The organism is Kitasatospora sp. NEAU-CNBT7, assembly GCF_057220535.1.
Genome location: NZ_JBXQQB010000027.1, coordinates 34,375 through 60,517 on the forward strand (window position 1 = coordinate 34,375; position 26,143 = coordinate 60,517).

Annotated in this window: 25 protein-coding genes; 5 read left to right on the top strand and 20 right to left on the bottom strand. The window is 75.6% G+C overall.

Going from position 1 to position 26,143, the window contains the following annotated elements:
- Positions 1 to 137 precede the first annotated feature (137 nt).
- From AC2TEW_RS28415 to AC2TEW_RS28460, 10 genes are all read right to left on the bottom strand, one after another.
- Positions 138 to 1,142, bottom strand: coding sequence for a lysophospholipid acyltransferase family protein (locus tag AC2TEW_RS28415; protein WP_484626213.1), 1,005 nt, complete (start codon positions 1,140 to 1,142; stop codon positions 138 to 140).
- Positions 1,139 to 2,215: an NAD-dependent epimerase/dehydratase family protein gene (locus AC2TEW_RS28420; protein ID WP_484626214.1), complete on the bottom strand. Its 1,077-nt coding sequence runs from the start codon at positions 2,213 to 2,215 to the stop codon at positions 1,139 to 1,141. The genes AC2TEW_RS28415 and AC2TEW_RS28420 overlap by 4 nt, the downstream gene beginning before the upstream one ends.
- Positions 2,216 to 2,430: 215 nt before the next feature.
- Positions 2,431 to 2,580, bottom strand: coding sequence for a 30S ribosomal protein bS22 (locus AC2TEW_RS28425; RefSeq protein WP_484626215.1), 150 nt, complete (start codon positions 2,578 to 2,580; stop codon positions 2,431 to 2,433).
- Positions 2,581 to 2,663: 83 nt separating this feature from the next.
- A complete protein-coding gene (locus AC2TEW_RS28430) occupies positions 2,664 to 2,873 on the bottom strand; it encodes a helix-turn-helix domain-containing protein (protein WP_033825303.1) in 210 nt (69 codons plus the stop codon).
- Positions 2,874 to 2,989: 116 nt separating this feature from the next.
- Positions 2,990 to 3,877: a phosphatase gene (locus AC2TEW_RS28435; protein WP_484626216.1), complete on the bottom strand. Its 888-nt coding sequence runs from the start codon at positions 3,875 to 3,877 to the stop codon at positions 2,990 to 2,992.
- Entirely contained in the window at positions 3,874 to 5,073 is a 1,200-nt protein-coding gene (locus tag AC2TEW_RS28440; protein ID WP_484626217.1) for an acetoin utilization protein AcuC, read from the bottom strand. The genes AC2TEW_RS28435 and AC2TEW_RS28440 overlap by 4 nt, the downstream gene beginning before the upstream one ends.
- A gap of 78 nt (positions 5,074 to 5,151) precedes the next feature.
- Complete coding sequence (locus AC2TEW_RS28445; RefSeq protein WP_484626218.1) at positions 5,152 to 6,348, bottom strand: MFS transporter; 1,197 nt, start codon at positions 6,346 to 6,348, stop codon at positions 5,152 to 5,154.
- Between the two features lie 123 nt (positions 6,349 to 6,471).
- On the bottom strand, positions 6,472 to 7,134 hold the full coding sequence (locus tag AC2TEW_RS28450; protein ID WP_484626219.1) for an HAD family hydrolase: 663 nt from the start codon (positions 7,132 to 7,134) through the stop codon (positions 6,472 to 6,474).
- A 10-nt stretch (positions 7,135 to 7,144) separates the two neighbouring features.
- Entirely contained in the window at positions 7,145 to 7,969 is an 825-nt protein-coding gene (proC, locus tag AC2TEW_RS28455; protein WP_484626220.1) for a pyrroline-5-carboxylate reductase, read from the bottom strand.
- A 111-nt stretch (positions 7,970 to 8,080) separates the two neighbouring features.
- Entirely contained in the window at positions 8,081 to 8,545 is a 465-nt protein-coding gene (locus AC2TEW_RS28460; RefSeq protein ID WP_484626221.1) for a hypothetical protein, read from the bottom strand.
- A 95-nt stretch (positions 8,546 to 8,640) separates the two neighbouring features.
- Here AC2TEW_RS28460 and AC2TEW_RS28465 point away from each other — a divergent pair, with 95 nt between their 5' ends.
- The 3 genes from AC2TEW_RS28465 (at position 8,641) to AC2TEW_RS28475 (ending at position 11,049) form a co-directional block, all read left to right on the top strand.
- Entirely contained in the window at positions 8,641 to 9,117 is a 477-nt protein-coding gene (locus AC2TEW_RS28465; RefSeq protein WP_484626222.1) for a protein-tyrosine phosphatase family protein, read from the top strand.
- 60 nt (positions 9,118 to 9,177) lie between these two features.
- Complete coding sequence (locus AC2TEW_RS28470) at positions 9,178 to 9,627, top strand: hypothetical protein (protein ID WP_484626223.1); 450 nt, start codon at positions 9,178 to 9,180, stop codon at positions 9,625 to 9,627.
- 147 nt (positions 9,628 to 9,774) lie between these two features.
- The gene (locus AC2TEW_RS28475) at positions 9,775 to 11,049 is read left to right on the top strand and encodes an SCO2583/SCO2584 N-terminal domain-containing protein (protein WP_484626224.1); all 1,275 of its coding nucleotides are present in this window, start codon (positions 9,775 to 9,777) and stop codon (positions 11,047 to 11,049) included.
- Between the two features lie 16 nt (positions 11,050 to 11,065).
- Here AC2TEW_RS28475 and AC2TEW_RS28480 read toward each other — a convergent pair whose 3' ends face one another.
- The 5 genes from AC2TEW_RS28480 to AC2TEW_RS28500 all read right to left on the bottom strand — a co-directional run bounded on the left by AC2TEW_RS28480 (position 11,066) and on the right by AC2TEW_RS28500 (position 16,719).
- On the bottom strand, positions 11,066 to 11,572 hold the full coding sequence (locus AC2TEW_RS28480) for a hypothetical protein (protein WP_484626225.1): 507 nt from the start codon (positions 11,570 to 11,572) through the stop codon (positions 11,066 to 11,068).
- Between the two features lie 90 nt (positions 11,573 to 11,662).
- On the bottom strand, positions 11,663 to 13,507 hold the full coding sequence (gene ilvD, locus AC2TEW_RS28485; protein WP_484626226.1) for a dihydroxy-acid dehydratase: 1,845 nt from the start codon (positions 13,505 to 13,507) through the stop codon (positions 11,663 to 11,665).
- 119 nt (positions 13,508 to 13,626) lie between these two features.
- Positions 13,627 to 14,391, bottom strand: coding sequence for a class I SAM-dependent methyltransferase (locus AC2TEW_RS28490; RefSeq protein WP_484626227.1), 765 nt, complete (start codon positions 14,389 to 14,391; stop codon positions 13,627 to 13,629).
- Between the two features lie 85 nt (positions 14,392 to 14,476).
- The gene (locus AC2TEW_RS28495) at positions 14,477 to 15,280 is read right to left on the bottom strand and encodes a sugar phosphate isomerase/epimerase family protein (RefSeq protein WP_484626288.1); all 804 of its coding nucleotides are present in this window, start codon (positions 15,278 to 15,280) and stop codon (positions 14,477 to 14,479) included.
- Positions 15,281 to 15,762: 482 nt separating this feature from the next.
- On the bottom strand, positions 15,763 to 16,719 hold the full coding sequence (locus tag AC2TEW_RS28500) for a Ppx/GppA family phosphatase (RefSeq protein WP_484626228.1): 957 nt from the start codon (positions 16,717 to 16,719) through the stop codon (positions 15,763 to 15,765).
- Between the two features lie 173 nt (positions 16,720 to 16,892).
- Between AC2TEW_RS28500 and AC2TEW_RS28505 the strand changes: the two genes are divergently transcribed.
- Positions 16,893 to 17,648, top strand: coding sequence for an alpha/beta fold hydrolase (locus AC2TEW_RS28505; protein WP_484626229.1), 756 nt, complete (start codon positions 16,893 to 16,895; stop codon positions 17,646 to 17,648).
- A 58-nt stretch (positions 17,649 to 17,706) separates the two neighbouring features.
- Here AC2TEW_RS28505 and AC2TEW_RS28510 read toward each other — a convergent pair whose 3' ends face one another.
- Genes AC2TEW_RS28510 through AC2TEW_RS28520 form a run of 3 tightly spaced genes read right to left on the bottom strand, consistent with a single transcriptional unit; the run spans position 17,707 to position 22,580 of the window.
- Positions 17,707 to 19,002 carry an SUKH-4 family immunity protein gene (locus tag AC2TEW_RS28510; protein ID WP_484626230.1) on the bottom strand — a complete coding sequence of 432 codons (1,296 nt, stop codon included), beginning with the start codon at positions 19,000 to 19,002 and terminating at the stop codon, positions 17,707 to 17,709.
- The gene (locus AC2TEW_RS28515; RefSeq protein ID WP_484626231.1) at positions 18,999 to 22,181 is read right to left on the bottom strand and encodes a toxin glutamine deamidase domain-containing protein; all 3,183 of its coding nucleotides are present in this window, start codon (positions 22,179 to 22,181) and stop codon (positions 18,999 to 19,001) included. The genes AC2TEW_RS28510 and AC2TEW_RS28515 overlap by 4 nt, the downstream gene beginning before the upstream one ends.
- Positions 22,182 to 22,241: 60 nt before the next feature.
- The gene (locus AC2TEW_RS28520) at positions 22,242 to 22,580 is read right to left on the bottom strand and encodes a hypothetical protein (RefSeq protein ID WP_484626232.1); all 339 of its coding nucleotides are present in this window, start codon (positions 22,578 to 22,580) and stop codon (positions 22,242 to 22,244) included.
- A 230-nt stretch (positions 22,581 to 22,810) separates the two neighbouring features.
- Between AC2TEW_RS28520 and AC2TEW_RS28525 the strand changes: the two genes are divergently transcribed.
- The gene (locus AC2TEW_RS28525; protein WP_484626233.1) at positions 22,811 to 23,716 is read left to right on the top strand and encodes a DUF3109 family protein; all 906 of its coding nucleotides are present in this window, start codon (positions 22,811 to 22,813) and stop codon (positions 23,714 to 23,716) included.
- Between the two features lie 179 nt (positions 23,717 to 23,895).
- Here AC2TEW_RS28525 and AC2TEW_RS28530 read toward each other — a convergent pair whose 3' ends face one another.
- The gene (locus AC2TEW_RS28530; protein WP_484626234.1) at positions 23,896 to 25,059 is read right to left on the bottom strand and encodes an NADH-quinone oxidoreductase subunit D; all 1,164 of its coding nucleotides are present in this window, start codon (positions 25,057 to 25,059) and stop codon (positions 23,896 to 23,898) included.
- The gene (locus AC2TEW_RS28535; protein WP_484626235.1) at positions 25,056 to 26,060 is read right to left on the bottom strand and encodes an SAM-dependent methyltransferase; all 1,005 of its coding nucleotides are present in this window, start codon (positions 26,058 to 26,060) and stop codon (positions 25,056 to 25,058) included. Before AC2TEW_RS28535 ends, AC2TEW_RS28530 begins: the two co-directional genes overlap by 4 nt.
- Positions 26,061 to 26,143 lie beyond the last annotated feature (83 nt).

Genomic DNA, 26,143 nt, shown 5'->3' on the forward strand with positions numbered 1-26,143 from the left:
CCCCTGTTCGTCCCGAACCTGTGGTGGGTTTGGGTCCTTCCGGAGCCCCCCCCCCCCCCCCCCCCGCTCCGGCTCCGGCTCCGGCTCCGGCTCCGGCTCCGGCTCCGGCTCCGGCTCCGGCTCCGGGGCAGGGTCGGTCAGAAGAAGACCGAGCGCCGCTGCACCAGCAGCTTGTAGAGCGTGTGCTGGATGGTCTCGCGGACCTGGTCGGTGAGGTCGAAGACCAGCATCGGGTCGTCCGCGGCCTCCTTGGGGTAGCCGTCGGTCGGGATCGGCTCGCCGAACTGGATGGTCCACTTGGTCGGCAGCGGGACCGCCCCGAGCGGGCCGAGCCAGGGGAAGGTCGGCGTGATCGGCAGGTACGGCAGGCCGAGCAGCCGGGCCAGCGTCTTGAAGTTGCCGATCATCGGGTAGGTCTCCTCGGCCCCGACGATCGAGCAGGGCACGATCGGCACCTGGGCCCGCAGCGCCGAGGCGACGAACCCGCCGCGGCCGAAGCGCTGCAGCTTGTACCGGTCGGCGAAGGGCTTGCCGATGCCCTTGAAGCCCTCGGGCCAGACCCCGACCACCTCGCCGCGTTCCAGCAGGGTCTGCGCGTCCTCGTTGCAGGCGAGGGTGTGGCCGGCCTTGCGGGCCAGCTCCCCGACCACCGGGAGGACGAAGACCAGGTCGGCGGCGAGCATCCGCAGGTGGCGCCGGGACGGGTGGTGGTCGTGCACCGCGACCTGGGTCATCAGGGCGTCCAGCGGGACGGTGCCGGAGTGGTTGGCGACGATCAGCACGCCGCCCTCGGCGGGGACGTTCTCGATGCCCCGGACCTCGATCCGGAAGTACTTCTCGGCGAGCGGCCGCAGCAGCGAGAGGAAGACCTGCTCGGTGAGCTCCTCGTCGAAGCCGAAGTCGTCCACCTCGTAGTCGCCGGTGATCCGGCGCCGCAGGAAGGACAGGCCGTCGGCGGCCCGGCCCTCCCAGCCCTTGCCGAGCAGCCGGGTGGCGGTGTCGCCGAGCGGTCCGGCCAGCGCGCCGCCGACGGCGTCGGCGAGCCGGTCGGCCAGCGCGGGGCGGCCGGCCTGCCAGCTGGGTGCGGACTCGATCGGGATGACCTTGGCCTCGCCGACGGCGTGGTTCCTGGCGGCAGTCATCGCGGCATCGGCTCCTCGGTGTGGTGGCCCGTGGTGGGGTGGTGGCCGTCCGGGCCGAGCAGGGCGGCCAGCCGGTCGGTGACGGCGGTCAGGCGTTCGGGCGGCAGCAGGCCGGCCGACTGGGCGGCGGCGAAGTCGGCGAAGGCCTGCGGGGTGGTCCGGCCGGGGGTGAAGCCGAAGGTCTCCCGGAGCTTGGCGGTGTCGACCACCCGCCCGTGGCTGAGCAGCTGGATCTGCTCGGGCGACATGTCGGCGAGCCTGGTCTGCCGGACCAGGCCGGCCACCAGGTTGAGGGCGGGCCGCAGCAGCGGCACGGTCGGCCGGCCGAGCCGGCGGGCGCACTGGGAGAGCAGCAGCACGCCGTCCCCGGCGACGTTGAAGGTGCCGGTGTTGGTGGTGCCCGGCCGGGGTTCGGCCGCGGCCAGCCGCAGGACCTCGATCGCGTCGTCCTCGTGGACGAACTGCAGCCGGGGGTCGCGGCCGAGCACGGTCGGCAGCAGCGGGAGCGCGAAGTAGGCGCTGAGCGGGGTGTCGCCGGCCGGGCCGACGATGTTCGCGAACCGCAGCACGGTGACGGCGACGTCGGGCCGGCGCCGGGAGAAGCCCCGGACGTAGCCCTCGACCTCGGCGGCGTCCCGGGCGAAGCCGCCCGGCGGCAGCTCCTTGGGCTGCATGCCCTCGGCGAAGACGGCCGGGTCGCGGGGTGCGGACCCGTACACGGCGGTGGTGGACTTCACCACCAGCCGGCGCAGGCCCGGTGCCTTCTGGCAGGCGCCGAGCAGCTGCATGGTGCCGATGACGTTGGTCTCCTTGACGGCGCTGCGGCCGCCCCCGCCCGTCGCGCTGACGTTGAGGTGGACCACCGTGTCGACCTGGTGCTCGGCGATTACCCGGGCGACCGCGGGCCGGCGCAGGTCCAGCCGGGTGAAGGCGACCCCGGGCGGCAGCTCGCCGGGCGGTGGCTGGACGTCGACCCCGACGACCCGGTCGACCCCGGGCGCGGCGGCGATCCCGGCGGCGAACCGGGCACCCAGATGGCGGGCGACTCCCGTGACGAGCACGACCTTGCCCACGTGTCCGTGTCCTCCTTCGTCCCGTCCCTGTCCGAAACCGTACCGTGCCGGGATTTCCCGGACGCCGACACGCCCGAGGGGCGAGAAGCGGCGGACCGGAAACACGACTGCCCGCCCCGGCGGAGCCGGGACGGGCAGTGCACACACCTGGTACGCGAGAGCGACCGTGGGCGGGCTGACTCCCGCGCGAAACGGGGCAAGCGCCAGCCGAGGTGTTACTTCTTGTTGCGACGCTGAACGCGAGTCCTCTTCAGAAGCTTGCGGTGCTTCTTCTTGGCCATACGCTTGCGACGCTTCTTGATGACAGAGCCCACGGAACAACCCTCGCTCACTCGGACCCACGCCCGTGAGAGACGGGAGTCCATACGACTGACGGAGGGCCTAGCCTACCCCCCGCTTCGCGTAAGCCGTAATCGTGCCCCGACCGAGGCCCTGAGCCGTGTCCGGGCTACGCGCTCTGCAGCCGGACGTAGGACTCCTTGAGGTAGTCGTGGACCTCCTTCTCGGGGACCCGGAAGGAGCGGCCGACCCTGATGGCCGGAAGCTCTCCGCTGTGCACCAGGCGGTACACCGTCATCTTCGACACCCGCATGACCGCGGCCACCTCGGCCACGGTCAGGAAGACGACATCCTGGAGGGGGCGTTCGCCGGAACTCATGACCTCACCCGACCCTTACCCGTGTGCAAGGCACCGGCTTCCCCTCCGGTGACTCCACCGGCACACGTGTATCCCCAGAGTAGTTATGGGTGGTACCAGTGGGAAGAGGGGGAAGCTCACTCCTTGTACGGTGCGAGATCCGCCCGTTGCAGTACGTAGTCGCTCAGCGGTCTGTAGCACTCGGGGGGAGATCCGTCGTCCACCGGGACCACCACCGCGACCTCGCGCTCGGCCTCGGCGACGAACGGCGCCGGGTCGTTGGAGTCGGCGATCCCGGCGGCCGGGACGCCGAGCCGGCCGGCCCCGCAGAGCCAGCCGTGGTCGCCCAGTACCAGGCCCGGCAAGGGGTGTCCGGCCCTGGCGAGTTCGTCGAGGACCAGCCGGACCGGCTGCGCGGAGTGGGTGTGCAGCAGCTCCCCGCGGCCGCGGTCGAGTCTGCCACCACGCGCCGATCCCCCGTCAAGACCCCGGACCACGGCGACCGGTCCGCGGTAGTCGAGCACGCAGCTGCGCTCGCCGTCGGGGGTGGGCTCACGGAAGCGCGTACCGCGCGCGGGAGTGAGCAGAGTGCAGCCGGCTGCTTCGAGCGCCCTGGCGATGGAGGTGTGAAACTCCGTCAGCCTGGTCGGGTGGCCGGTGCCGGCCAGGACGGTGGCCCGGCGGCGGACGGCGGTGCGCAGCAGCGCGGCCATCCGGTCGAGGGCGTCCAGGGTGAGGTCCGGGTCGATGGTGTCGGGCCCCTGGCCGCGGCCGAAGTCCGGGTCGACGCCGCACCGCTCGGCCATCAGGGCGAGCACGGCGCCGGGACCCCAGCGTCCCTGCGGGGCCAGTCCCATCAGGGCCGCGGGGTCGCCCTGGCCGAACAGCCGGTAGCTGCGGAGGTTCTTCTGCCGGCTGGTCGGGATGTTCCCGCCGGCCAGCCGGCGGTGCAGCAGGTGGGCGCGCAGCGCCGCACGGGCGGGGTCGCCGGGTGCGGGGTCGCCGGGTGCGGGGCGGGGGTTCACGGGATCAGGCCGTGGTGCGGGAGGACGGCGCGGCGGGCCGCCAGGATGGCTTGGTCGAGGCGGTCCCCGGGGTCGTAGCCGTGGTCGTGGAAGTCCCGCCAGTGCGGTTCGACGCCGTCGGTCATCCGCAGCGGGGCCTGCTGCCGGGTGCGCCGGTAGACCTCGGCGCGCCACTGCGGCGGGGTCTTTGCGGCCGGGTCGACGGGGCGGCCGGCGGCGGTGGCGACCAGGTGGGTCCAGGCCCTCGGGACCACGTCGACGACGGCGTACCCGCCGCCGCCGAGCGCCAGCCAGCGGCCGTCGGCGTGCTCGTGGGCCAGTCGGTGCAGGGCCTCGGTGACCAGGCGCTGGGCGTCCAGCGAGACCGCGAGGTGGGCGAGCGGGTCCTCGACGTGGGTGTCGGCGCCGTGCTGGGTCACCAGGACCTGCGGGCGGAAGGCGGCCAGCAGTTCGGGCACCAGGGCGTGGAAGGCGCGCAGCCAGCCGGCGTCCCCGGTGCCGGCTGGCAGCGGCAGGTTGGCGGCGGAGCCGGGGGCGTCGGGGCCGCCGGTCTCGGTGGACCAGCCGGTCTCCGGGAAGAGCGTCGCCGGGGACTCGTGCAGCGAGACGGTCAGCACCCGGGGGTCGTTCCAGAACGCGGCCTGGACGCCGTCGCCGTGGTGGACGTCGACGTCCACGTAGGCGACCCGTTCGGCGCCGAGCTCCAGCAGCCGGGCGATGGCGAGGGCCGGGTCGTTGTAGACGCAGAAGCCGGCGGCCTTGGCGGGCATGGCGTGGTGCAGGCCGCCGGCGAAGTTGACGGCGTGCGGGGTCTCGCCGCGCCAGACGGCCTCGGCGCCGGCCACCGACTGGCCGGCGATCAGCGCGGACGCCGTGTGCAGGCCGGGGAAGGCCCAGTTGTCCTCGGTGCCGAGGCCGTGCGCGGGGTCCGCGGTGCCGGGGTCGGCGGCGACCCGGCGGACCGCCTCGACGTACCCGGCGGTGTGCACCAGGCGCAGCGTGGAGTCGCCGGCGGACGGCGCGGAGCGCAGGGCGACACCCGGTCCGGCGTGCAGGCCGAAGGCCTCGACCAGGCGCATGGTGAGCGCGAGGCGGGTCGGGTCCATCGGGTGTCCCGGGCCGAAGTCGTAGCCGGTCTCGGCCTCGTCCCAGAACAACTGCAGGCCGCAAGGGGTCTCACGCTCGGCTTCGGGCATGGCCCCACGGTAGTGGGTGCGGCGGGGCGGGTCCCGGACGGCCCCCGGCCGCCGCGGGCGGGGTGTCCGGCGGGCGGGTCAGCTGTGGACGGGCTCGCTCCGGCGGGCCGCGGCCGGGGCGAAGTGGCCGGAGAGCGGGAGGATCAGCAGCACCAGGAGCATCGGCGCGAGCAGCGCCCAGCGGTAGGAGGAGGCGTCGGCGATGGCGCCGACCAGCGGGGAGCCGATCAGGAAGCCCACGTAGTTGAACAGGTTGAGCCGGGCCACCGCGGCGTCCGAGTCGTCCGGGAAGAGCCTCCCGCCGGCCGCGAAGACCTGCGGGATGATCGCGCAGATGCCGAAGCCGAGCACGGTGAAGCCGGCGATGGCCGCCCACGGTCCGGGCGAGACGGCGGCCAGCAGGAAGCCGAGCGCGGCCAGCGCGGAGCCGGCCCGGACCACCGGGACGGCGCCGAAGTGCTGCACGGCGCGGTCGCCGACGGTGCGTCCGACCAGCATCGCCAGCATGTAGCCGAGGTAGGAGAGTTTGGCGACGTCGTCGGGGCTGTCCAGGCCGTCGGTGAGGTACTTGACGCTGTAGTTGGAGACCGAGGCGTCGGCGATGTACGCGACGGCCATGGCGAGGCACAGCGGCAGCAGCGGCTTCCAGGGGATCGAGCGGGCGGCGGCCTCGGCGGCCTCCCGGACGGCGTCGCCGAGTTCGGCCCGGCCGGCGAAGCGGGTGCCGGCCAGCAGGGCGAGCGGGATCAGCACCGCGGCGGCGCCGCCGAACAGCGCGGGCAGGCCCAGGTGGTAGTGCGCGCCGAGGCCGGCGACGGCGGCGCCGATGATGCCGCCGAGGCTGAACGCGGCGTGGAACCCGATCATGATGCTGCGGCCGTAGCGGTGCTGGAGGCCGACGCCGAGCATGTTCATCGAGGCGTCCAGTGCGCCGACCAGCAGGCCGAACGCGCCGAGCGCGAGGCCCAGTTCCCACAGCGAGTCGCCGAAGCCGGTCAGTCCGAGGGTGAGGCAGACGGCGGGCTGGACGACCCGCAGCACGGCCCGCGCGCTGGTGCGCTTGACCAGGTGCTCGGAGGTGATCGAGCCGACCCCGGCGAGGATCGGGACGGCCGCCAGGAAGACCGGCAGCAGGCTGTCGCTGAGCCCGTAGCGGTCCTGGATCTCCGGGATGCAGGTGACCAGCAGGGCGAAGGTGACGCCCTGCAGCAGGAAGGCGGCGGCGAGCGCCACCCGGGCCTGCCGGAGCCGTTCGGTGACGACCGTGTCCTGCATCTGCCGACCTCGCTCAGCCTCCGGCGCTACCGGCCGGTACGACGATGTTGGCGAGAGCGTAGGTGCTGCGGGGGCTTTCCGGGAGGGGTGCGACGCGAACGGGTCCGGATCCGCCGGAACGGGTCAGGCCGGCCGGTCGAGTACCAGGCCGGGCACCCGGCCGAGGTCGGTCAGCAGACCGGTCGCCCCGGCGGCGGTGAGCCGGGCGGGGTCGGTGAGCGCCGCGTAGCCGTACACGTCCATGCCGGCGGCGCGGGCGGCGAGCACCCCGTTGGGGCTGTCCTCGATCACCAGGCAGCGGGCGGGCGCCACCCCGAGGGTCCGGGCGGCGTGCAGGAAGAGGTCGGGGGCGGGCTTGCCGACGCCGACGTCCTGGGCGCTGAAGATCCGCTCCTCGGCCAGCAGCGGGCGCAGGCCGGTGAGGTCGAGTGCGGTCCTGATCCAGGTGTGGTGGGCGGAGGAGGCCAGGCAGTACGGGACCTCGTGCTGCTGGAGGGTCTTCAGCAGCTGTTCGGCGCCGCGCACCGCGGTCAGTTCGGCGGTGAAGGCGTCGAAGACCCGGGCGTGGAACAGCTCGTCGAAACCCTCGGGGAGGGTGGCGCCGTACCGTTCGCCGATCACGTCGTGGATCTTGTGCGCGGCGCAGCCCATGTAGTCCCGGTAGGAGTCCTCGACGGTGGTGGGGAAGCCGAGTCCGGTCAGGTACTCGGCGAGCACCCGGTTGGAGATCGGCTCGCTGTCCACCAGGACGCCGTCGTTGTCGAAGATCACCAGGTCGTAGCTCACCCGCCCGAGCCTACTTGCCGCCGGAGGCCAGCTCGCGGGAGCGGTCCCGGGCGGCCTCCAGGGCGCCCAGCATGGCGGCGCGCACGCCGTGGTTCTCCAGCTCGCGGATGGCGGCGATGGTGGTGCCGGCCGGGGAGGTGACCGCCTCGCGCAGCTTGACCGGGTGCTCGCCGGAGTCCCGCAGCATGATCGAGGCGCCGATCGCGGACTGCACGATCAGGTCGTGCGCGACCGTGCGGGGCAGACCGAGCAGGATGCCGGCGTCGATCATGGCCTCGACCAGGAAGTAGAAGTACGCCGGTCCGGAGCCGGACAGCGCGGTGGCCGCGTCCTGCTGGGACTCCGGCACCCGCAGCGCCTTGCCGACCGAGCGGAAGATCTCCTCGGTGCGGGCCAGGTGCGCCTCGGTGGCGTGCGAGCCGCCGGAGATCACGCTCATCCCCTCGTCCACCAGGACGGGCGTGTTGGGCATCACCCGCACCACCGGCGTCCCGGCGGCGAGGCGGTCCTCGAACCAGGTGGTCGGGATGCCCGCCGCGGCCGACACCACCAGCCGGTCGGTGGCGACGTGCGGCGCCAGGTCGTGCAGGAGCACCCCCATGTCCTGCGGCTTGACCGCCAGGATCAGGGTGTCGGCCAGCTTGGCGGCGTCCGCGTTGGAGACGGCGGTGATGCCGTAGCGGGCGGTCAGCTCCTCGGCGCGCTCGGGGCGGCGGGCGGTCACCAGGACGTCGCCCGGGTCCTTGCCGGCCCGCAGCAGACCGGAGAGCAGGGCCTCGCCGATCTTGCCGGTGCCCAGGAAGGCGATCTTCTGTCCGGGTGCGCTGCTGCTCATGGCCGCTCCTTCGTACGGTGCTGCCGCCATCCTCGCACCGGGGCGGGCCCCGGCGGGGCGGCCGTCCACGGTGCGGATGCGCCGGGGCGTCGGGGCTCGGGCGTCGGGGGCTCAGGCGTCCGGGGTTGCGCCCGGGGGTACCGCGGTGTCGACGGTGACGCCCAGCCAGGCCAGCAGCGGACGGCACGGGCGGCAGGGGAGGTGGGCGGTGGTCCGCGGCGGCGCGCCGGTGACGTGGAGCAGGGCGAGGGTGGCGCCGGCGAGCTCCTGCGGGAGCCGTTCGGCCCGGCGGTCGGCCAGGTCCAGCCAGCCGGTGAGGACGGTCAGTTCGGGGCAGGAGCCGGCGGCGGGGCCGAGCAGCTCGACCAGCAGCGGGTGCGGCGGCGGGTGGCCGGCGGCGGACACCCAGCGGACCACCTGCGGCAGACTGCCCGGGACCCGCAGGGTGGCGATGAAGGCGGGCAGCAGGCCGCCCTCGCCGGGCCTGCGGGTGCCCGGCACCCCGGTGCGGACCGCGCGGGCCTCCCTGATCGCGGCGGACACCTCCAACGCGTTCAGTCCCCGGTTGCGGGCCACGGTTCCTCCGTCTCGGCGCGGTTCGCCCTGCTCAACTGCGCCGGCCCGGCCGAGGTCACCGTCCCGGTGCGGCCCGCGGGACTACCGTGGGGAGGATGAACCGGACCTGGGACCCCGATGCCCCCGGCGTGCTGGAGTTGCCCTCCGGACGGCTGGTGCGGGGGCGGGCGCTGAGCCGGCCGCTGCCGGGCGGCCCGGCGCCCGAGTTCGCCGTGTACCTGCTCGGCAAGCCGCCGCCGGAGGTCGTCTGGGAGGCCCGGTGGCTGCGCTGGCCGGACTTCTGGGTCCCCGCCGACCGGGCGGCGGCCCGCGCCGTCCTGCGTGAGGCGTGGGAGCGGGCCCGGGACGAACGGGTGGAGCTGGCCTGCGCGGGCGGGCACGGCCGGACCGGTACGGCGCTGGCCTGCCTGGCCGTCCTCGACGGCGTGCCCGCGGACCGGGCGGTCGCCTTCGTCCGGGAGCACTTCGACCCCCGGGCGGTCGAGACGCCGTGGCAGCGGCGCTACGTCCGCGGGTTCCCGGGCGGCCCCGCCGAGGGTGCGGCGGGCGGCCCGGCGGGCGGTGTCCCGTAGGGGGAATCTCAGGGGCCGCGGCTCTGGCGTCCGGGGGCCGGCAGGCGCACCGTGGGGGGTATGGGACACGAGGAGTTGTCGCGGCGCGAGAGCCGCCAGATCGCAGTCGCCTCGGCGACGCTGGGCCCGTGGCGGACCGCCTCGGCGGTCGGCGTCGTGGTCGCCGGGGCCGCGCTCACGGTGGATCTGATCACCGGGAGCTGGTCGTCGGACATCCTGGCCGGGCCGGTGGGGCTGGGCCTGTTCTTCTTCTTCCTGGTCGGGACGGTCGGCGGGAAGCTGCGGCGGGACACCGGGGACCGCCGGCTGCGCCGCTGGGCGGACGAGCACCCGTGGAAGTCGGCGCTGCCGGCGGCGGGTGCGCTGCTGGTGCTGAACACGCTGGCGCTGACCCTGCTGGGCAGCTGGGGTCTGATCGGGGCGGTGTTCAGCTCGCTGCTGCCGGCCGGACTGCTACTGCTGGCGGCCGGGGTGGTCGGCTCGGTGAAGCAGGCCCGCGCCAAGGGCTGACGGCCCGCCACCCCGCCCGTACGGGCCCGTCCGGAGCACCGGGCGGGCCCGGCGAAACGGCGGAAACCGGCACCGAACGCGCACCGTCGCCGCACACCGCCCCCACCCTCTCGCAAGGGTGTCCGAGGGCGTCGGCATACTGACCGCGTGCCGATAGCCGAAGACCCCTCCCAGCGCCCCGCCGGCGACTCCCCTGACGACCCGTTCGACGGTCTCGTGCTCGACGAGGACTTCGTCAAGGGCGCGACCGTGAAGGAGGCTTCGGGCCGGGCCCGGATGCTCGGCGCGAAGTGGAAGCAGCAGCCGCCGGAGGCCGTGCCGTTCCGGCACGAGGCCCAGCGGGTGCCGCAGATCCGCCGGCGCCGGTTCGGCCGCCGGGCCACCCGGGTGGACCCGTGGGGCCGCCGGCGCCGTACCGGCACCTGGCAGGCGCCGCTGTTCGTCGCCCTGGCGGTCGCGCTGACCCTGGCGGCGGTCAACACCGACCGGCTGCGCGACTGGTACCACCACGGGCAGGACGGTTCGACGGCCGACGGCCCCGCGGTGGCGACCCCGCTGCCGACGCTGCCGCCGGAGACCGCCGCCCCCACGGCCGCACCGCCCGCCGTCGACCCCGACACCCCGACCGTCGAGAACCCGTGGGCCGGCTCCCCGGCCGGGCAGTGGCCGGTCGGGGCCACGGCGTTCGCCCTGCCCGAGCCGAGCGCGGTGGGCGCCTTCAGCGCGAAGCAGGTCGGCACCCAGCTGGAGCAGGTCCGCACCTACCTCACGTACCGCAACCTGGACCCGAAGGTGATCTCCGGCGGCCGGCCGGACGCCGCGCTGGCCATGCTGAGCAAGGAGGACCGGAGCCGGCTGGAGGAGCGGCTGGCGCACCCCACCCAGGAGGAGAGCCCGGCCTGGGACTTCCCCCGCTTCGACCCGCAGAGCGCGGTGCCGGCCACCGAGGAGGTCCGGGTCCAGGGACGGATGACCTTCGAGGGTGACGGCGAGAACGGCGTCCTGGTCCACACCGACTTCACCTTCGTCTACGCACTCCGGCCCGGCCCCCACCCGGACAAGGGCGTCGGCGCGCAGGGCGGCGGCGCCAACCCCGTCTCCTGGCAGGCCGCACCGGCCGACGCCCCGGGCGCTTCCGGCCCGGTGGCCCGGACGATCGTCCGCAGCGCGGTGGACTTCCGGTTCCCCGACCCCCGGCGGTTCCGGGTCGAGGCCGGGAAGCTCTATCTGAACGGCTCCAAGGGCGAGGGCGGCAACAGCGGCTGCGACCAGTCGGACGGCTTCTTCCACCCGATGTTCCCCGTGCTGCGCAACGACGCCGGAGCGTCCCCGTCGGCGGGCGCGCCGACGGTCGACCCGTACGACCGCAGCCGGCAGCTGGACGGCGGCGACGGGCAGTGCCGGAACTCCTCCCGCACCTGACCCCGGCCGCCGGGCGTCAGCCGCGCCGCTTGCGGCCGGGGCGCCCGGCGGGGGCGGCGTCCCGGCGGCGGGCGTGCCGGGCGAGGGCGCGCTCGTACTCGGCCCGCCGCAGGCTCTCGCCCGGGGCCTCGACCAGGCTGCGGACGAAGTAGGCGGCCAGCGCGCCGACGCCGCCGATCATCCAGACCGCGCCGAGCGACCGGTCCTCGGTCATCCAGCCGGTCAGCGCGGCGCGGCCCTCGGTGAGCACCTTCCAGGTGCGGACCGCGGCCAGCGCGGAGCAGATCGCGATGGCGCCGGTCAGCAGCACGTTCACGAAGCCGCCGGCGTCGGACATGGCGACCCCGGACACGGCCAGCCGCAGCACCAGCGCGCCGGCCGCCACGCACAGCAGCGCGCCGAGCGGGACCAGCACCCGGCGCACCCGGTAGCCGGCGCCGCGCTCGACCCAGCTGGTGCCGTACCAGCGGATCGGCTCGGGTCGGGGGCCGTCGGTGCCTGGGGTGCTCCGGGTGTCGTCCACGGCTCCGATTATGGCCCGACGACGCGGCCGGACCACGAACGGAGCCGCCCCCGGTCCGGGGACGGCTCCGTCACACCGCGCGGGTGAGGGTCAGCCGAGCTTGCTGACGTCGCGGACGGCGCCCTTGTCCGCCGAGGTGGCCATCGCGGCGTACGCCTTCAGGGCCGCGCTGACCGGGCGGACCCGGCTCTTCGGGCGGTAGCCGCCCTCGGCCTCCAGCTTGAGCCGCCGCTCGTGCAGCTCCTCGAAGGAGACCTTCAGCTCGACCGAGCGGCCGGGGATGTCGATGGCGATGAGGTCGCCGTCCTCGACCAGCGCGATTGTGCCGCCGGAGGCCGCCTCGGGCGAGGCGTGGCCGATCGACAGGCCCGAGGTGCCGCCGGAGAACCGGCCGTCGGTGATCAGCGCGCAGGCCTTGCCCAGTCCCCGGCCCTTGAGGAAGGAGGTCGGGTAGAGCATCTCCTGCATACCGGGGCCGCCCTTGGGGCCCTCGTAGCGGATGACCACCACGTCGCCCTCCTTGACCCGCTTGGTGAGGATCGCGTCGACCGCGTCCTCCTGCGACTCCAGCACCACCGCCGGGCCGCTGAAGGTCCAGATCGACTCGTCGACGCCGGCGGTCTTCACGATGCAGCCGTCCTCGGCCAGGTTGCCGTACAGCACGGCCAGGCCGCCCTCGACCGAGTAGGCGTGCTCGACGCTGCGGATGCAGCCGCCGGCGGCGTCGGTGTCCAGGCTGTCCCAGCGCTCGGACTGCGAGAAGGCGGTCGCCGAGCGGACGCAGCCGGGGGCGGCGTGGAAGAGCTCGACGGCGGTCGGCGACGGCGAGCCGCCGCGGATGTCCCAGGTCTTCAGCCACTCGGCGAGCGAGTCGGAGTGCACGGTGTGCACGCCCTCGTTGAGCAGCCCGCCGCGGTACAGCTCGCCGAGGATGGCGGGGATGCCGCCGGCCCGGTGCACGTCCTCCATGTAGTAGCTGCCGTTGGGCGCCACCTTGGACAGGCACGGCACCCGGCGCGAGATGGCGTCGATGTCGCGCATGTCGAAGTCCAGCTCGGCCTCCTGGGCGGCGGCGAGCAGGTGCAGGATGGTGTTGGTCGAGCCGCCCATCGCGATGTCCAGCGCCATGGCGTTCTCGAACGCGGCGCGGGAGGCGATCGAGCGCGGCAGGACGGTGTAGTCGTCCTGGTGGTAGTGGCGCTCGGTGATGTCGACGATGGTGCGGCCGGCGTCCTCGTACAGCGCCCGGCGGGCGGTGTGGGTGGCCAGGGTCGAGCCGTTGCCGGGCAGCGACAGGCCGATCGCCTCGGTGAGGCAGTTCATCGAGTTGGCGGTGAACATGCCCGAGCAGGACCCGCAGGTCGGGCAGGCGTTCTCCTCGATGATCGCGATGTCCTCGTCCGAGACGTTCTCGTTGACGGCGTCGGAGATCGCGTTGACCAGGTCCAGCTTGCGCACGGTGCCGTCGACCAGGACCGCCTGGCCGGCCTCCATCGGGCCGCCGGAGACGAACACGGTCGGGATGTTGAGGCGCAGCGCGGCCATCAGCATGCCGGGGGTGATCTTGTCGCAGTTGGAGATGCAGATCAGCGCGTCCGCGCAGTGCGCGGAGACCATGTACTCGACCGAGTCGGCGATCAGGTCGCGCGAGGGCAGCGAGTAGAGCATGCCGTGGTGGCCCATGGCGATGCCGTCGTCGACCGCGATGGTGTTGAACTCGCGCGGGATGCCGCCCGCCTCCTTGATCGCCTCGGAGACGATCCGGCCGACCGGCTGGAGGTGGGTGTGGCCGGGGACGAACTCGGTGAACGAGTTGGCCACTGCGATGATCGGCTTCCCGAAGTCCTCGCGGGCTACGCCGGCGGCCCGAAGGAGCGCGCGGGCGCCCGCCATGTTGCGACCGTGGGTGACCGTACGGGACTTCAGCTCGGGCATTCGCGCCACTCCTTCGGAGGCTGCTGGCGGCCGCTGCTCTGGTGGGAGGGCGCAGGGCCGCTGTGGCTATCGAGCCTACGCTCCGGGCCCAGCCGGCGGACGGAGCGTCCGCGATCCGGTCAGCCGGCGGTGACGCCGACCGAGAGGGTGAGCCGCCAGGGCTGGAGCAGCGAACCGTCCGGGAACTCGGCCAGCAGCGCGGCCCGCTCGGCGGCCAGGATCCGGTCCCTGACCTCGGCCGGCAGCACCGCGAAGTGCGAGCGGGAGCCGAACTCGGCGACCAGGCCGTCCACGGTGGTGCGGCGCTCCCAGGCCAGCTCGGTCCCGGTCAGCCGCAGGCCGTGCTCGGCCAGCGGCTCGGCGGTGCTCTCGCCACGGGGCACCGGGTGGTACGGGGTGAGCGCGGCCACCAGCCGGTCGCGCGAGGCAGCCAGCCACGGGACGCTGCTGTCGGGGTGGTTCCACCACACGGCCAGCGCACCGCCGGGACGCAGCACCCGGACCGCCTCCGGGACGGCGCGGGCCGGGTCGGTCCAGTGGAAGGCCTGGGCGTAGGTGATCAGGTCGGCGGTCGAGTCGTGGAACGGCAGCTCCTCGCCGCCCGCCCGCACCAGCGGGGTGCCGGGCGCCGCCGCGAGCAGCTCGGCGGCCATCCCGGCGCTCGGTTCGACGGCCGTCACCCGGGCGCCGCGGGCCTGCAGCAGCCGGGTGGCGATGCCGGTCCCGGCACCGACGTCCAGCACGTCCGCGCCGCGCAGCGGGCGGCCGGTCAGGCGTTCCAGCTCGTCGAACAGCTCCGGCGGGTACGAGGGCCGGTGGGCCTGGTACTGGGCGGCCACCGGGCCGAAGGACATGGCGTAGTCGCGGTGCTGAAGACCTGTCATGGAACTCCCCCTCCGTATCCGGACAGCCTACGGCGCGGGCCGGTGCGGCGGGCCCGGCCGCGGGAGCCGGCCCGGGCGGGGCGGCTCAGGGACGGCGGGCCGGGGTGGCCAGGTGCAGGCGGGTGAAGGCGAGCGCCTCGGCCAGGTCGGCCTCGCGCTCGGCGGGCGAGGCGGAGCGGCGGGTGTTGACCTCCAGCACCACGTGGCCGTCGAAGCCGGTGCGGGCGAGCTGCTCCAGCAGGGCCGCGCAGGGCTGCTTGCCGCGCCCGGGGATCAGGTGCTCGTCCTTGCCGGAGCCGGCGCCGTCGGCGAGGTGGACGTGGGCCAGCCGGTCGCCCATCCGGCCCGCCATCTCCAGGGCGTCGATCCGGGAGGTGGCGGCGTGCGAGAGGTCGATGGTGAAGTGCCGGTACTCCTCCTCGGTGACGTCCCAGCCCGGCGCGTAGGCGAGCATCTCGCGGTCCCGGTAGCGCCACGGGTACATGTTCTCCACCGCGAACCTGACCTCGGTCTCGCCCGCCATCCGGTGGATGCCCTCGACGAACTCCCGGGCGTACTGGCGCTGCCAGCGGAACGGCGGGTGCACCACCACGGCGTCCGCGCCGAGCTTCTCGGCGGCCGCCCGGGCCCGGACCAGCTTGGTCCACGGGTCGGAGGTCCAGACCCGCTGGGTGATCAGCAGGCAGGGCGCGTGCACCGCCAGGATCGGGATCCGGTGGGCGTCGGAGAGCCGGCGCAGCGCCTCGACGTCCTGGCTGATCGGGTCGTTCCAGACCATCACCTCGACGCCGTCGTAGCCGAGCCGGGCGGCCAGCTCGAAGGCGGTGGCGGTGTTGGCGGGGTACACCGAGGCGGTGGACAGGGCGACCTTGGTGTCCGGGATGTGCAGGCCGGGGTGGGGCGGCAGCACCAGGCGGTCGGTGGTGCGCAGCAGCGGGGCCCGGCGGGCGGCGGCCTTGGCGGCCCGGGCGCTCTTGACGGCCTTGGCCGCCTTGGCGACCTGCGCGGCCTTGGCGGTCTTCACCGCCTTGACGGCCTTCGCGGCCCGGGCGGCGCGGGCCCCGCGGGGGCCGGGTGCGGCGCTGCCGGGCCCGCCGGCGTCGGCGGTGCCGGGGTCGGCGGGCGGTGCGGGGTCGGCGGCCGGGCGGCGGCGCGGGCGCCGTTCGGGTGCCGGCTCGGCGGTGGCCTTCGCGCGCCGCGGTCGGCCCGCCCCCGGCTGCCGCTTCCCGGCAGCGCGGTCCGGCCGGGCCCCGTCCTGGTCCGCTGGTTCCGCCACGGGCAACAGCGTAAGCGGCGGGCGGACCAAATGGGACGTGCCGGGCGTCACGCCGTCGGCCCGCGGGCGCGGCCGGCCGGCGCCCCGGCCGGGGGTCAGCCGGTCAGGGCGGTGGAGTGGAAGGGGGCGCCGTCCATCGCGTCCAGGCGGCGCAGGATGATCCCCTCGCGCAGCGCCCAGGGGCAGATGTCCAGCTCGTCGAGGCCGAACAGGTCCATCGCGGCGTCCGCGACCAGGGCGCCGGCCAGCAGCTGTCTCGCCCGGCCCTCGGACACGCCGGGGATCTGCGCCCGCTGGGCGACCGTCATCGCGCCGAGCCGCGGCAGCCACGCGGCCAGGCCAGCCCGGGTGAGCCGGCGCGGCACCCGGACGCCGGCGTCGGTGGGGGCGGCGCCGGTCATCCGGGCGAGCTGCTTGAAGGTCTTGGAGGTGGCCACCGCGTGGTCGGGCGCGCCGATCCGGGCGAACTCGCCGACCACCCGGGCGATCTCGGTGCGGATGTGGCGGCGCAGGTCCCGCAGGTCGTCCGGGTCGGCGACGTCGCCGGGCAGCCGGGCGGTCAGCCGGCCGGCGCCGAGCGGCAGCGAGCAGGCGACGTCGGGCTGCTCGTCGATGCCGCAGGCGATCTCCAGCGAACCGCCGCCGATGTCCAGGTTGAGCAGCCGGCCGGAGGACCAGCCGAACCAGCGGCGGACCGCGAGGAAGGTGAGCCGGGCCTCGTCCTGGCCGGAGAGCACCTGCAGTTCGACCCCGGTCTCGGCGGCGATCCTGGCGAGCACCTCCTCGCCGTTGGCGGCCTCCCGGACGGCGGAGGTGGCGAACGGCAGCAGGTCCACCACGCCCTTGTCCTCGGCCACCGCGAGCGAGGACGCCACCATGGCGGTCAGGCGCTCGACGCCCTCCGCGCCGATCGCCCCGTCCGCGTCCAGCAGCTCGGCCAGCCGCAGCTCCGCCTTGTGCGAGTAGGCGGGCAGCGGGGCAGCACCGGGGTGGGCGTCCACCACGAGGAAGTGGACGGTGTTGGAACCTACGTCGAGCACACCGAGTCGCATAACCGACCACGCTACGCGATCCGGCCCGCTCACCTGCCCGATTGTGCGGGTCCTCCGTTCGGACGGCCCGGGGGCGCGCGGCCCGCGGGCGGTGCCGGCGACGGTTGGCGGCCGTCCGCCCGGGGATGAATAACGATCGGACGGGGACCCATCTCTGCTCAGGGGACGTTGATATGACGATCAGTCATCGCATGGTCGGCACCGGCGGGCACCGGGTGGTGGTGCTGCACGACTGGTTCGGCACCACCCGCGGCTGGGGCCCGTTCCTCGACCACCTGGACGGCGACACCTTCAGCTACGCGCTGCTCGACTACCGCGGCTACGGCGACCGCATCGACGTGCCCGGCGACCACACCCTGGCCGAGATCGCCGGGGACGTGCTGGCGCTGGCCGACCAGCTCGGCTGGGAGCGGTTCTCGCTGGTCGGCCACTCGATGGGCGGCAAGGCGGCCCAGCGGGTGCTGGCCGAGGCCCCGCACCGGGTCGACCGGCTGGCCGGGATCACCCCGGTGCCGGCCTCCGCCTACCCGCTGGACGCCGACGCGCACGCGCTGTTCCACGGCGCGGCCCGGCGCCCGGCCAACCGCCGGGCCATCCTCGACCTGGTCACCGGGCAGCGGGCCAACGCGGTCTGGCTGGACCGGATGACCGAGCGGTCGCTCACCGACTCCCGCCCGGAGGCCTTCGCGGCCTACCTGACCGACTGGACCACCCAGGACTTCGCCGCCGAGGTCGCCGGGAACCGGCTGCCGGTGAAGGTCTTCATCGGCGAGCACGACCTCGCCCTGACCGAACCGGTCATGCAGGCCACCTGGCTCTCCCACTACCCGCAGGCGTCGCTGGAGGTGCTGGCCGGCACCGGGCACTACCCGATGCACGAGATCCCGGTCGCCTTCGCCAGCGCGCTGGAGGGCTTCCTGCGGCCGTGAGGCCCGCGCCTGCCCGCTGCCGGGCCGGGCTCGGGCCGGGCACGGCCTCGCCGGGCCGTCAGAGCTGGCCGTGCCAGAGCTGCTCGACGATCACCGACCACCAGTTCTCGGGGTCGTCGAAGACGGTCCGGTCCAGGGTGGCCAGCGCCCACTGGAACTCGGCGACGGCCGGCCCCGCGCTCTGCGGGTCGAGGCCGTGCAGCCGCGGCAGCCGGTCGGCGAGCAGGGCGAGGCAGCGGGTGAAGGCGGTCAGGTCGGCGTTGCAGTACCGGGCGGTGGCCAGGTCGGGGTCGACCGCCCTGACCCGGCCCTGGGCGGTGTCGACCGTGATCAGCGCCCAGCCGTCGGTGCCGATCAGCACCTGGCCCAGCAGCCCCTGCCGGGCGGCCGCGGTGGCCCGCGCGCCGCGGCCGAGCGCGGCCAGCCAGCCGGTCAGCTCGGGCAGCACCGGCGCGGTCCGCCCGCCGTCCTCGATCCCGTCCGGCTCGGGGTGGTGCAGGGCGAAGAACCCCTCCACCACCCTGGGCAGGCCGACCTCGGTGAGCGGCCGGGCCACCGACTCCGGCAGGTCGGCCGCGAGGACCGCGGCCGGCTCGAACCGCCGGACGCCCTCCGGGCCGAACACCGACGCCAGCCGGGCCGCCAGGTCCGCCGCCGGCTCGGGCACGGCCGGCGGCACGGCGACCGGGAAGGGCACCCGGTTCGGCCGGGGCGCGCCGGACCGGGCCGGTCCGGCGGCCGCCGCCCGGGCGCCCTCGGCGCGGTGGTCGAACCAGGGCCCGTTGGCGTGGTCGTAGCCGATCGGGGTGTCCGGCAGCTGGACGCCCAGCACGTACGCCCAGTAGCCGCCGGGCAGCATCCCGGGCCGCAGGTCGCAGTGGAGCGAGACCAGGTCGGCGGGCTGCACGCCCTGCCGGCGCAGCTGCTGCCAGCCGCGCAGCAGCGGGTGCGCGAGGCCGTGCGCGGAGTCGACCACCAGGGTGTGCTCCACCCCCTCGGCGTCCCGGTGGACCAGGGTGGCCCGCACTCCCGGGCCGGTCACCGGCGGCAGCACCGGGTCGAAGCCGCCCGCGCCGAGCCGGTCCCGGTAGCGCCGGACGACCGAGGCCACCGGGACCGACGGCCAGACGGTCAGCGCACCGGTCACCCGGTCGACCACCCCGCAGGCGGCGCCGATCTCCTCGGGGGCCCGGCGGGCGCCGGTCAGCGGGTCCACCTGGACCGGGGACGGCTCCGGCCAGACCACCCAGCCCTGCTCGAACTCGTGCGAGCGCACCGCCCGGGCGGCCTCGTCCGGGAGTTCGCCGTTGATCCAGCGGTGGGCCGTCCGGACGGCCTGCTCACGGGTGATCATCGGCGGGTGCTCCTCGGGCCTGCGGCGGGGCTGTGGTGGGCGGTGAGCCGCGAACGCGGCGGGGCGGGGGCGGGCGCGGGTGCCGGGGCGGCCACCGGCGGGGCGGCCACCGGCGCGGGGGCGGGCCCGGCGGGCGCCGGGACGGGCGCGGGCGGCGGGGTGGCGGCGGGGACCGCGACGGTGGCGGCGGACCGGACCTCGGCGAGGTCCAGCGGGCGGCCGTCCACGTCCAGCGCGATGGCCCACAGGCCCTGGTCGACGCGGTGCAGCGGCTCGGCGGACCGGCGGGCCTCCTGGTGGTCCAGGTAGTGCACCGCGCCGCCGTGGTTGACCGCGTTCCAGGTGTGCGAGCGGCCGAACTCGTCCAGCGTCAGCAGCACCGCCTGCGCGCCCGCCCCCGAGGCGAGCAGGACCTGCGCGAGGCGGGCCGCCCCGTCCGGTCCGGTGCCGAGGTCGTGGAAGCGGGTCCCGAGCTGCTGCTCCGCGCGGTCGCGGCCGCCGCGCTCCCCGGCCGGGCCATCCGGCAGCCGCGGCGCCGAGCAGGTGGGGTGGCCGAGGTAGGTGTCGACCGCCGAGAGCGCCACGTCGACGCAGTTGTTGGCGCGGCCCGGCTCGCGCGGCCCGCCGCCGTTCAGCGACTCGGTCCAGTCGTCGCGCAGGTCGAGCGCGCCGTCCTCGGGCACGGTGGTGCGGCGGACCACCTCGGCCTGGTGCGCCGGGTCGACCGGGCCGAGCCCGCCCGGCAGGCCGTACGGACGGCTGTCGGCGACGGTCCGCTCCGGCGCGGGCGCGGCCACCGTCTGCTCGGGCGCCGGGCGTCCGTAGCGGGCCAGCAGGAACACCGCGCCGATCTGACCGGGGACCACGGCCCCGAGCGGGGAGGCGCCGGACGTCCCGCTGTCCTGCCCCTCGGGGCGCCGGCGCAGCTCGTAGCCGCCCTCCGGCCCGATCCGGATCGGCGCCGCGGCACCCGGCTGGCCGGCCGGCCCGCCCGGCGCGGTACCGCTGCCGACGGCGGCGCCCGGGAGCGGCGCACCGGCCGAGGCACGCGCCCCGGTCGCGCCGCCGCCCGGTACCTGGCCGCCGACCACGGCGGCCGCGGCCCCCGGCTGTCCGGCCGCCCCGGGCTGACCGGCGGCACCCGGCTGAGCGGCGCCCGGCTGGCCCGCTCCGGGCTGGCCGGCCACCGGCTGGGTGGTCAGGGCGCCGCCCGCCGGCGCACCCGCCGCCGGGGCGCCGACCGCACCGCCGGCGGCGGCACCGGTGCCACCGGCGGGGCCGCCGATGCCGCCCGACGGCGCGCCGGGGAGCGGGCCCGCGGTGGCGGCGGACGGGGTGGGCGGGAGCGGCGCCGGGGCGGACGGCGTCCCGCCCACCGGGCCGAGCTGGAAACCGCCGCCGCCCCCGGACAGCGAGCCGCCCGCGGACAGCGGCGGCTCCGCACCGCGGTGGCCGCCACCGCCGTAACCGCCCGGGTAGCCCCCGGAGGAGTCCGGCGTGCTCAGTGGGACCACCGGCGGGTCGACCAGGACCGAGTCGGTGCGCACCGACGGCACCGCGTGGTGCACCGGCGCGGCGGACGGCCGCAGGTCGTAGCCGTCCGGCTCGGCGGCCGGCGCCGCGTACGCCTGCTGGTAGCTCTGGTGGTGCGACCCGGCGGAGGTGCGCGGGGTGAGCGGCTCGTCCCGGTAGCCGTCGAGGCCGTCGTCCGGGACGGCCGGACCGCCGCCGGCGGCCGCCGTGACGGACAGGCCGCCGGCCGCGGCGGTGACCGTCAGCGGGCCGGTGCCGGAGAGCGGTCCGGTGCCGCTGAGCGGGCCGGTGTCGGCGGTCAGCAGCGGGCGGCCGTCCCGGCCGAGCGGGCCGGCCCGGTCGTCGGCGCCCACCAGCGGGCGGCCGTCCTTCCCGAGCCGCGGGTCCCCGTCGGTGCCGGGCCCGCCGGGGAGTTCGCCGTCCGGCCCGGGCTCGACGGGCCTGCCGTCGGGCCCGAGTTCGACCGGCTTGCCGTCGGGCCCGGTCAGCAGGTGGCCGTGCCGGTCGGTGGCCAGGTCGCCGACCGGGTGGCCGTCGGGGCCGGTCACCACGGGCTTGCCGGCGGCGTCCAGCACCGGGTTCCCGTCCCGGTCGACGGCCAGGGTCAGCCCGCTGGCGCCGAGGTGGCCGTCGGCGGCCACCGTCAGGGGGCGGCCCTCGGAGTCGGTCAGCGGGCGGCCGTCCGCACCGGTGGCCAGACCGGTGACGGGCTGCCCGTCGGCGCCCAGCAGCACCGGCCGGCCGTCGTCGCCGAGGACCGGACGGCCCTGCTCGTCCGTCGCCACCGAGACGCCCTCGACGCCGGTGACCCGCTTGCCCTCGGAGTCGAGCAGCACCGGGTTGCCCGCCCGGTCGGTGAGCACCCGGCCGTCGGCGTCGACCGCCGCGGACAGCCCGCGCACCCCCGCGACCGCGGCCGCACCGCCGACCGCACCCCCGGCGGCCTTGCCGAGCGGCCCGGTGAACTGGCCCGACTCGCGGGCCGCGCTGTGCTCCCTGGCCTCACCGTGCAGACCGCGGCCGTCGGCCTGGGCGATCCGCTCCAGCGCGGTGACGGCCGGCTCCCCGATCGCGGCCCGGACGGCGTCGCGCAGTTGGCGGCCGAGCTCCTCCAGCAGTCCGGCGACCCGCCGGGCCGCCGACTCCACCGCCGCGTCCTCGCCGGCCTCGGCGAGCGCGCCCTTGACCGCGCCGACCAACTTGCCGACCATGCCTTCGAGTCCGGGACCGGCCTGCTCGACGCTCGCGGCGGCCTTCGCCTCCGCGGCGTCGGCCCGCTCGATCTGCTCGGCCAGCTCGGTCAGCACCGTGATCAGCTCGGCCTTGCAGTGCTCGGCCGCGCCGGCCGCCTTGTCGAGCGCCCCGGCCATCGCCTCGGCGGCGGCGTGCGCGTCGTCCAGGTGACCGCGGCCACCGCCGCTGAAACCACGCCAGTGCTCGGCGAACGCGTCCACCGCGGCGCCCTCGTTCTCCCCGGTGACCCGGTGCGCGGAGTCGGCACCGCGGCGGCCGAGCCGCTCGGACTCCGCGCCGAACTCCCGCCACAGGCCCGCCGCCCGGCGCAGCCCGTCCTCGTCGGCCTCGGGCCACTGGTGGCCGGTCCTCGCCAGCGCCGGGGCGAGTTCCTCCGGAAGCTTCCTGGACACGCGTGCGTCCCCCTCTGCGGTCGTGTCTCTACGGGTCGTCGGTGGCCCGGCTGTTCAGGCTCAGACCGGGTGCGGCCCGGCCGTGGTTCCCGGCCGGGTGAAGTCCGCCCGGACACCGGCCTCGTTGCGGTCCGCGTTGTCGGCCATCGCGTGCAACCCGCCGCCGACCGCGCCGAGCCGCTCGGCGAGCCCCTGCAGCCCGGCCAGCACGCCCTCGCGCGCCTCGCCGTACGCCGTGCCGAACCCGCTGCCCGGCCCGTCCTGGCCCCACGGGGTACCGAGCGCGGCCAGCCCGTCCTCCAGCTCGGCCGCGGCGCGCCCGAACTCGGCCGAGATCGACTCGAACTCCCGCCCCTCGCCGTGGACTTCCCACGGCTTGATCACTACCCTGTCCGCCATCCGACCGTCTCCCCCGTCCCCGCTGGCGCGTCGTCGCCGTTCCCCCGGCGGCCGCCATCCTAGGCCCCGGGCCCGGGGGCACCGCAGCGACGGGGCGCCGTTTTCACAGCCGTTTCACGAGCCGGGGGCGGCGAACGGCGGTGCGGCAGGCGGGCGGGCGGCGGCGTACACGGCCGGGGAGCGCCCTCGGACCGGCCGGTCCCCGCTGTTCGAGGGCCTACCCTTGCAAGGTGGCAGCAGAGACCGTGAAGAGCGCGAAGTCCGACAAGAAGTCCAAGAAGGACAGGGACAAGGACAAGCCGAAGGCCGTCAAGGCCCAGGCCGGGCCGGTCCTGGTCGACCTCGCCCCGCCGACGGTCCGGCCCGAGGTGCCGCTCGACTTCGCCCGGGCCTGGGTCGAGTTCGCCGACCCGGCCGACGAGGAGCAGGTCTTCCGCTGCGACCTCACCTGGCTGACCAGCCGCTGGGGCTGCATCTTCGGCAAGGGCTGCCACGGCATCCGGCCGGGCCGCGGCGCCTCCGACGGCTGCTGCACGCTCGGCGCGCACTACTCGGACGAGGACGACGAGCAGCGGGTCATCGGCCACGCGGCCCGGCTGACCCCCGAGACCTGGGAGAACTTCGAGCACGGCACCGACGCCAAGGGCCGGCTCAAGGTCGACGGCGGCATCACCATGCTCGACGAGGACGGCGACCGGCAGACCCGCCGGGTCAACGGTGCCTGCCTGTTCCTCAACAGCCCCGGCTTCGCCGGCGGGGCCGGCTGCGCGCTGCACACCCTCGCGCTCAAGGAGGGCAAGGAGCCGCTGGAGACCAAGCCCGACGTCTGCTGGCAGCTGCCGGTGCGGCGCACCTACGACTGGATCGACCGCCCGGACGACACCCGGTACCTCCAGGTCACCATCAGTGAGTACGACCGCCGCGGCTGGGGGCCGGGCGGGCACGACCTGCACTGGTGGTGCACCGGCAGCCCGGAGGCGCACAACGCCCCGGACCCGGTGTACGTCAGCTACCGGCCCGAGCTCACCGAGCTGATGGGGCCGGCCGGCTACCGGGAACTGGTCCGGCTCTGCGAGCAGCGGATCGCGGCCGGCGCCGACCGCAACCTGGCGCCGCACCCGGCGGACCTGGCGTAGGGGGCGCCACCGGCGGGGCGCCCTTGCGGGGTGACCCGGCGGGGGTGGCCCGGAGGAGGTGCCGCGGACCGGTGGTGGGTAGGTGCGGCACCCGGGCTTCCGAGTTCGCGCAGTTCCCCGCGCCCCTGGGGGGTGCACCAGCAGGGCGGTGCCCCGGCGCACTTGGGGTGCGTCCGGGGTTACTTGTCGATGTCGCCGACGACGAAGAACATCGAGCCGAGGATGGCGACCATGTCGGCGACCAGGGTGCCCGGGAGGAGTTCGGTGAGGGCCTGGATGTTGTTGTAGGAGGCGGAGCGGAGCTTGAGGCGCCAGGGGGTCTTGTCGCCGCGGGAGACCAGGTAGTAGCCGTTGATGCCGAGCGGGTTCTCGGTCCAGGCGTAGGTCTCGCCCTCGGGGGCCTTGAGGACCTTGGGGAGCCGCAGGTTGACCGGCCCCGGGGGCAGCTGGGCGAGCCGGTCGAGGCAGGCGTCGGCGAGGTCGAGGGAGTTGGCGGTCTGCTCCAGCAGGCACTCGAACCGGGCCAGGCAGTCGCCCTCCTCGCGGGTGACCACGGTGAGGACGTCGGCGAGCTCCCCGTACGCCAGGTACGGCTCGTCGCGCCGCAGGTCGAAGTCGACACCGCTGGCCCGGGCGATCGGCCCGCTGACGCCGTAGGCGTGCACGTGCTCGGCGGACAGCACGCCGACCCCGGCGGTGCGGCCGCGGAAGATCTCGTTGCCGAGCACCAGGTCCTCGAAGACCGGCAGCTGCGAGCGGACGGTGGCGACGGCGGCCCGGACCCGGCCGAGCCAGCCGGCCGGGAGGTCCTCCTTGAGGCCGCCGACCCGGTTGAACATGTAGTGCATCCGGCCGCCGGAGGCCTCCTCCAGCACGTGCTGGAGCTCCTCGCGGCCGTGGAAGGCGTGGAAGACCGGGGTGATCCCGCCCAGCTCCAGCGGGTACGAGCCGAGGAACATCAGGTGGTTGAGGACCCGGTTGAGCTCGGCCAGCATGGTGCGGACCCAGACCGCGCGCTCGGGCACCTCCATGCCGAGCATCCGCTCGACGGCGAGCACCACGCCGAGTTCGTTGGCGAAGGCGGAGAGCCAGTCGTGCCGGTTGGCCAGCATGATGATCTGCCGGTAGTCCCGGGCCTCGAAGAGCTTCTCGGCGCCGCGGTGCATGTAGCCGATCACCGGTTCGGCGGCGACGATCCGCTCGCCGTCCAGCACCAGCTTCAGCCGCAGCACGCCGTGCGTGGACGGGTGCTGCGGTCCGATGTTGAGCACCATGTCGCTGGTGCCCAGCTCGCTGGTGAGCTCTTGCGCGCCTGCGCCGATGCCGACCGTGGTCTCCCTCATGGGGTGAGAGTCTGCCATCCCGGCAGCCCGGCCAGGCTCTGCGGTACCGGCATCCGGACGGCCTGCGCCAGCCACCCGAAGCCGCCCAGCCCGGCGGGGTCGGTCAGCTCGGCGGCCTCGCCCGCACCGGACAGGGCGCGCAGGTAGCCGGCCGGATCGCTGGAGGCGAGCGCGAGCGGGGGGCGTGCGCCGTGCACGCCGAGCGCGTGGAGGGCTTCGCGCTGGGTCGTCCACAGGCTGTGGACACCCGGCACGGCCGCCGAGTCCAGCGCGACGTGCGCGGTCAGGTCGCAGCCGCCGTCCGGCACCGGCCGCACCTCCCGCCCGCCGCGGAACCCGGCCAGCGTGCCGAACGGCGGCCGCGCGGCCCTGGAGTGCGCGTAGTCGACGGCGACCGCCAGCCCGCGCTCCAGCCCGCCGACGGCTTCCGCCCAGGCCCGGTCCCTGGGCCCGCCCAGCTCCACCCGGTCCCCCTCGGGCCACCAGCGCGCGGCCCAGTCGGCGTCCTGCGGTGTCACCGGCGCGCCCGGCCGCTCCTCGCCCGCGGCGGAGACCTCGACGTAGCGGAGCACGCCGTCCTCGCCGCGCTCGGCGATGTCCAGCGGCACGTTGTCCAGCCACTCGTTGGCGAACAGCAGCCCCCGCACCCCCTGCGGGACCCGGTCCGTCCACACCACCGCCTCGCTCAGCCCGGCGGGGCGGCCGGCCAGCTCCACCGCGTACGGGCGCAGCCGGGACGCCAGGTCCGGCCCGGCGGCCGCCAGCACACCGGCGGTCAGCTCGCCCCGCCCGGCGCCGACGTCGACGAAGGCGAGCTCCGCGGGGTGGCCGAGCGCCTCGTCCACCCCCGCCAGCAGACGGGCCACCGCCGCGGCGTACCGGGGTGATGCGTGCACGGAGGTCCGGAAGTGGCCCGCCGGGCCCTCCGGCCTGCGGTAGAAGCCGCCGTCCACCCCGTACAGGGCCTGTTCCATGGCGGGCCGCCAGCACATCCAGTCCATGTCCGGGGACGTTACCGAAGCCGGGGGCGTCTCCACCCTGCGGAGTAGAGCGGATCGCCCTCCCGGCGGACCTGGAGCGGCCG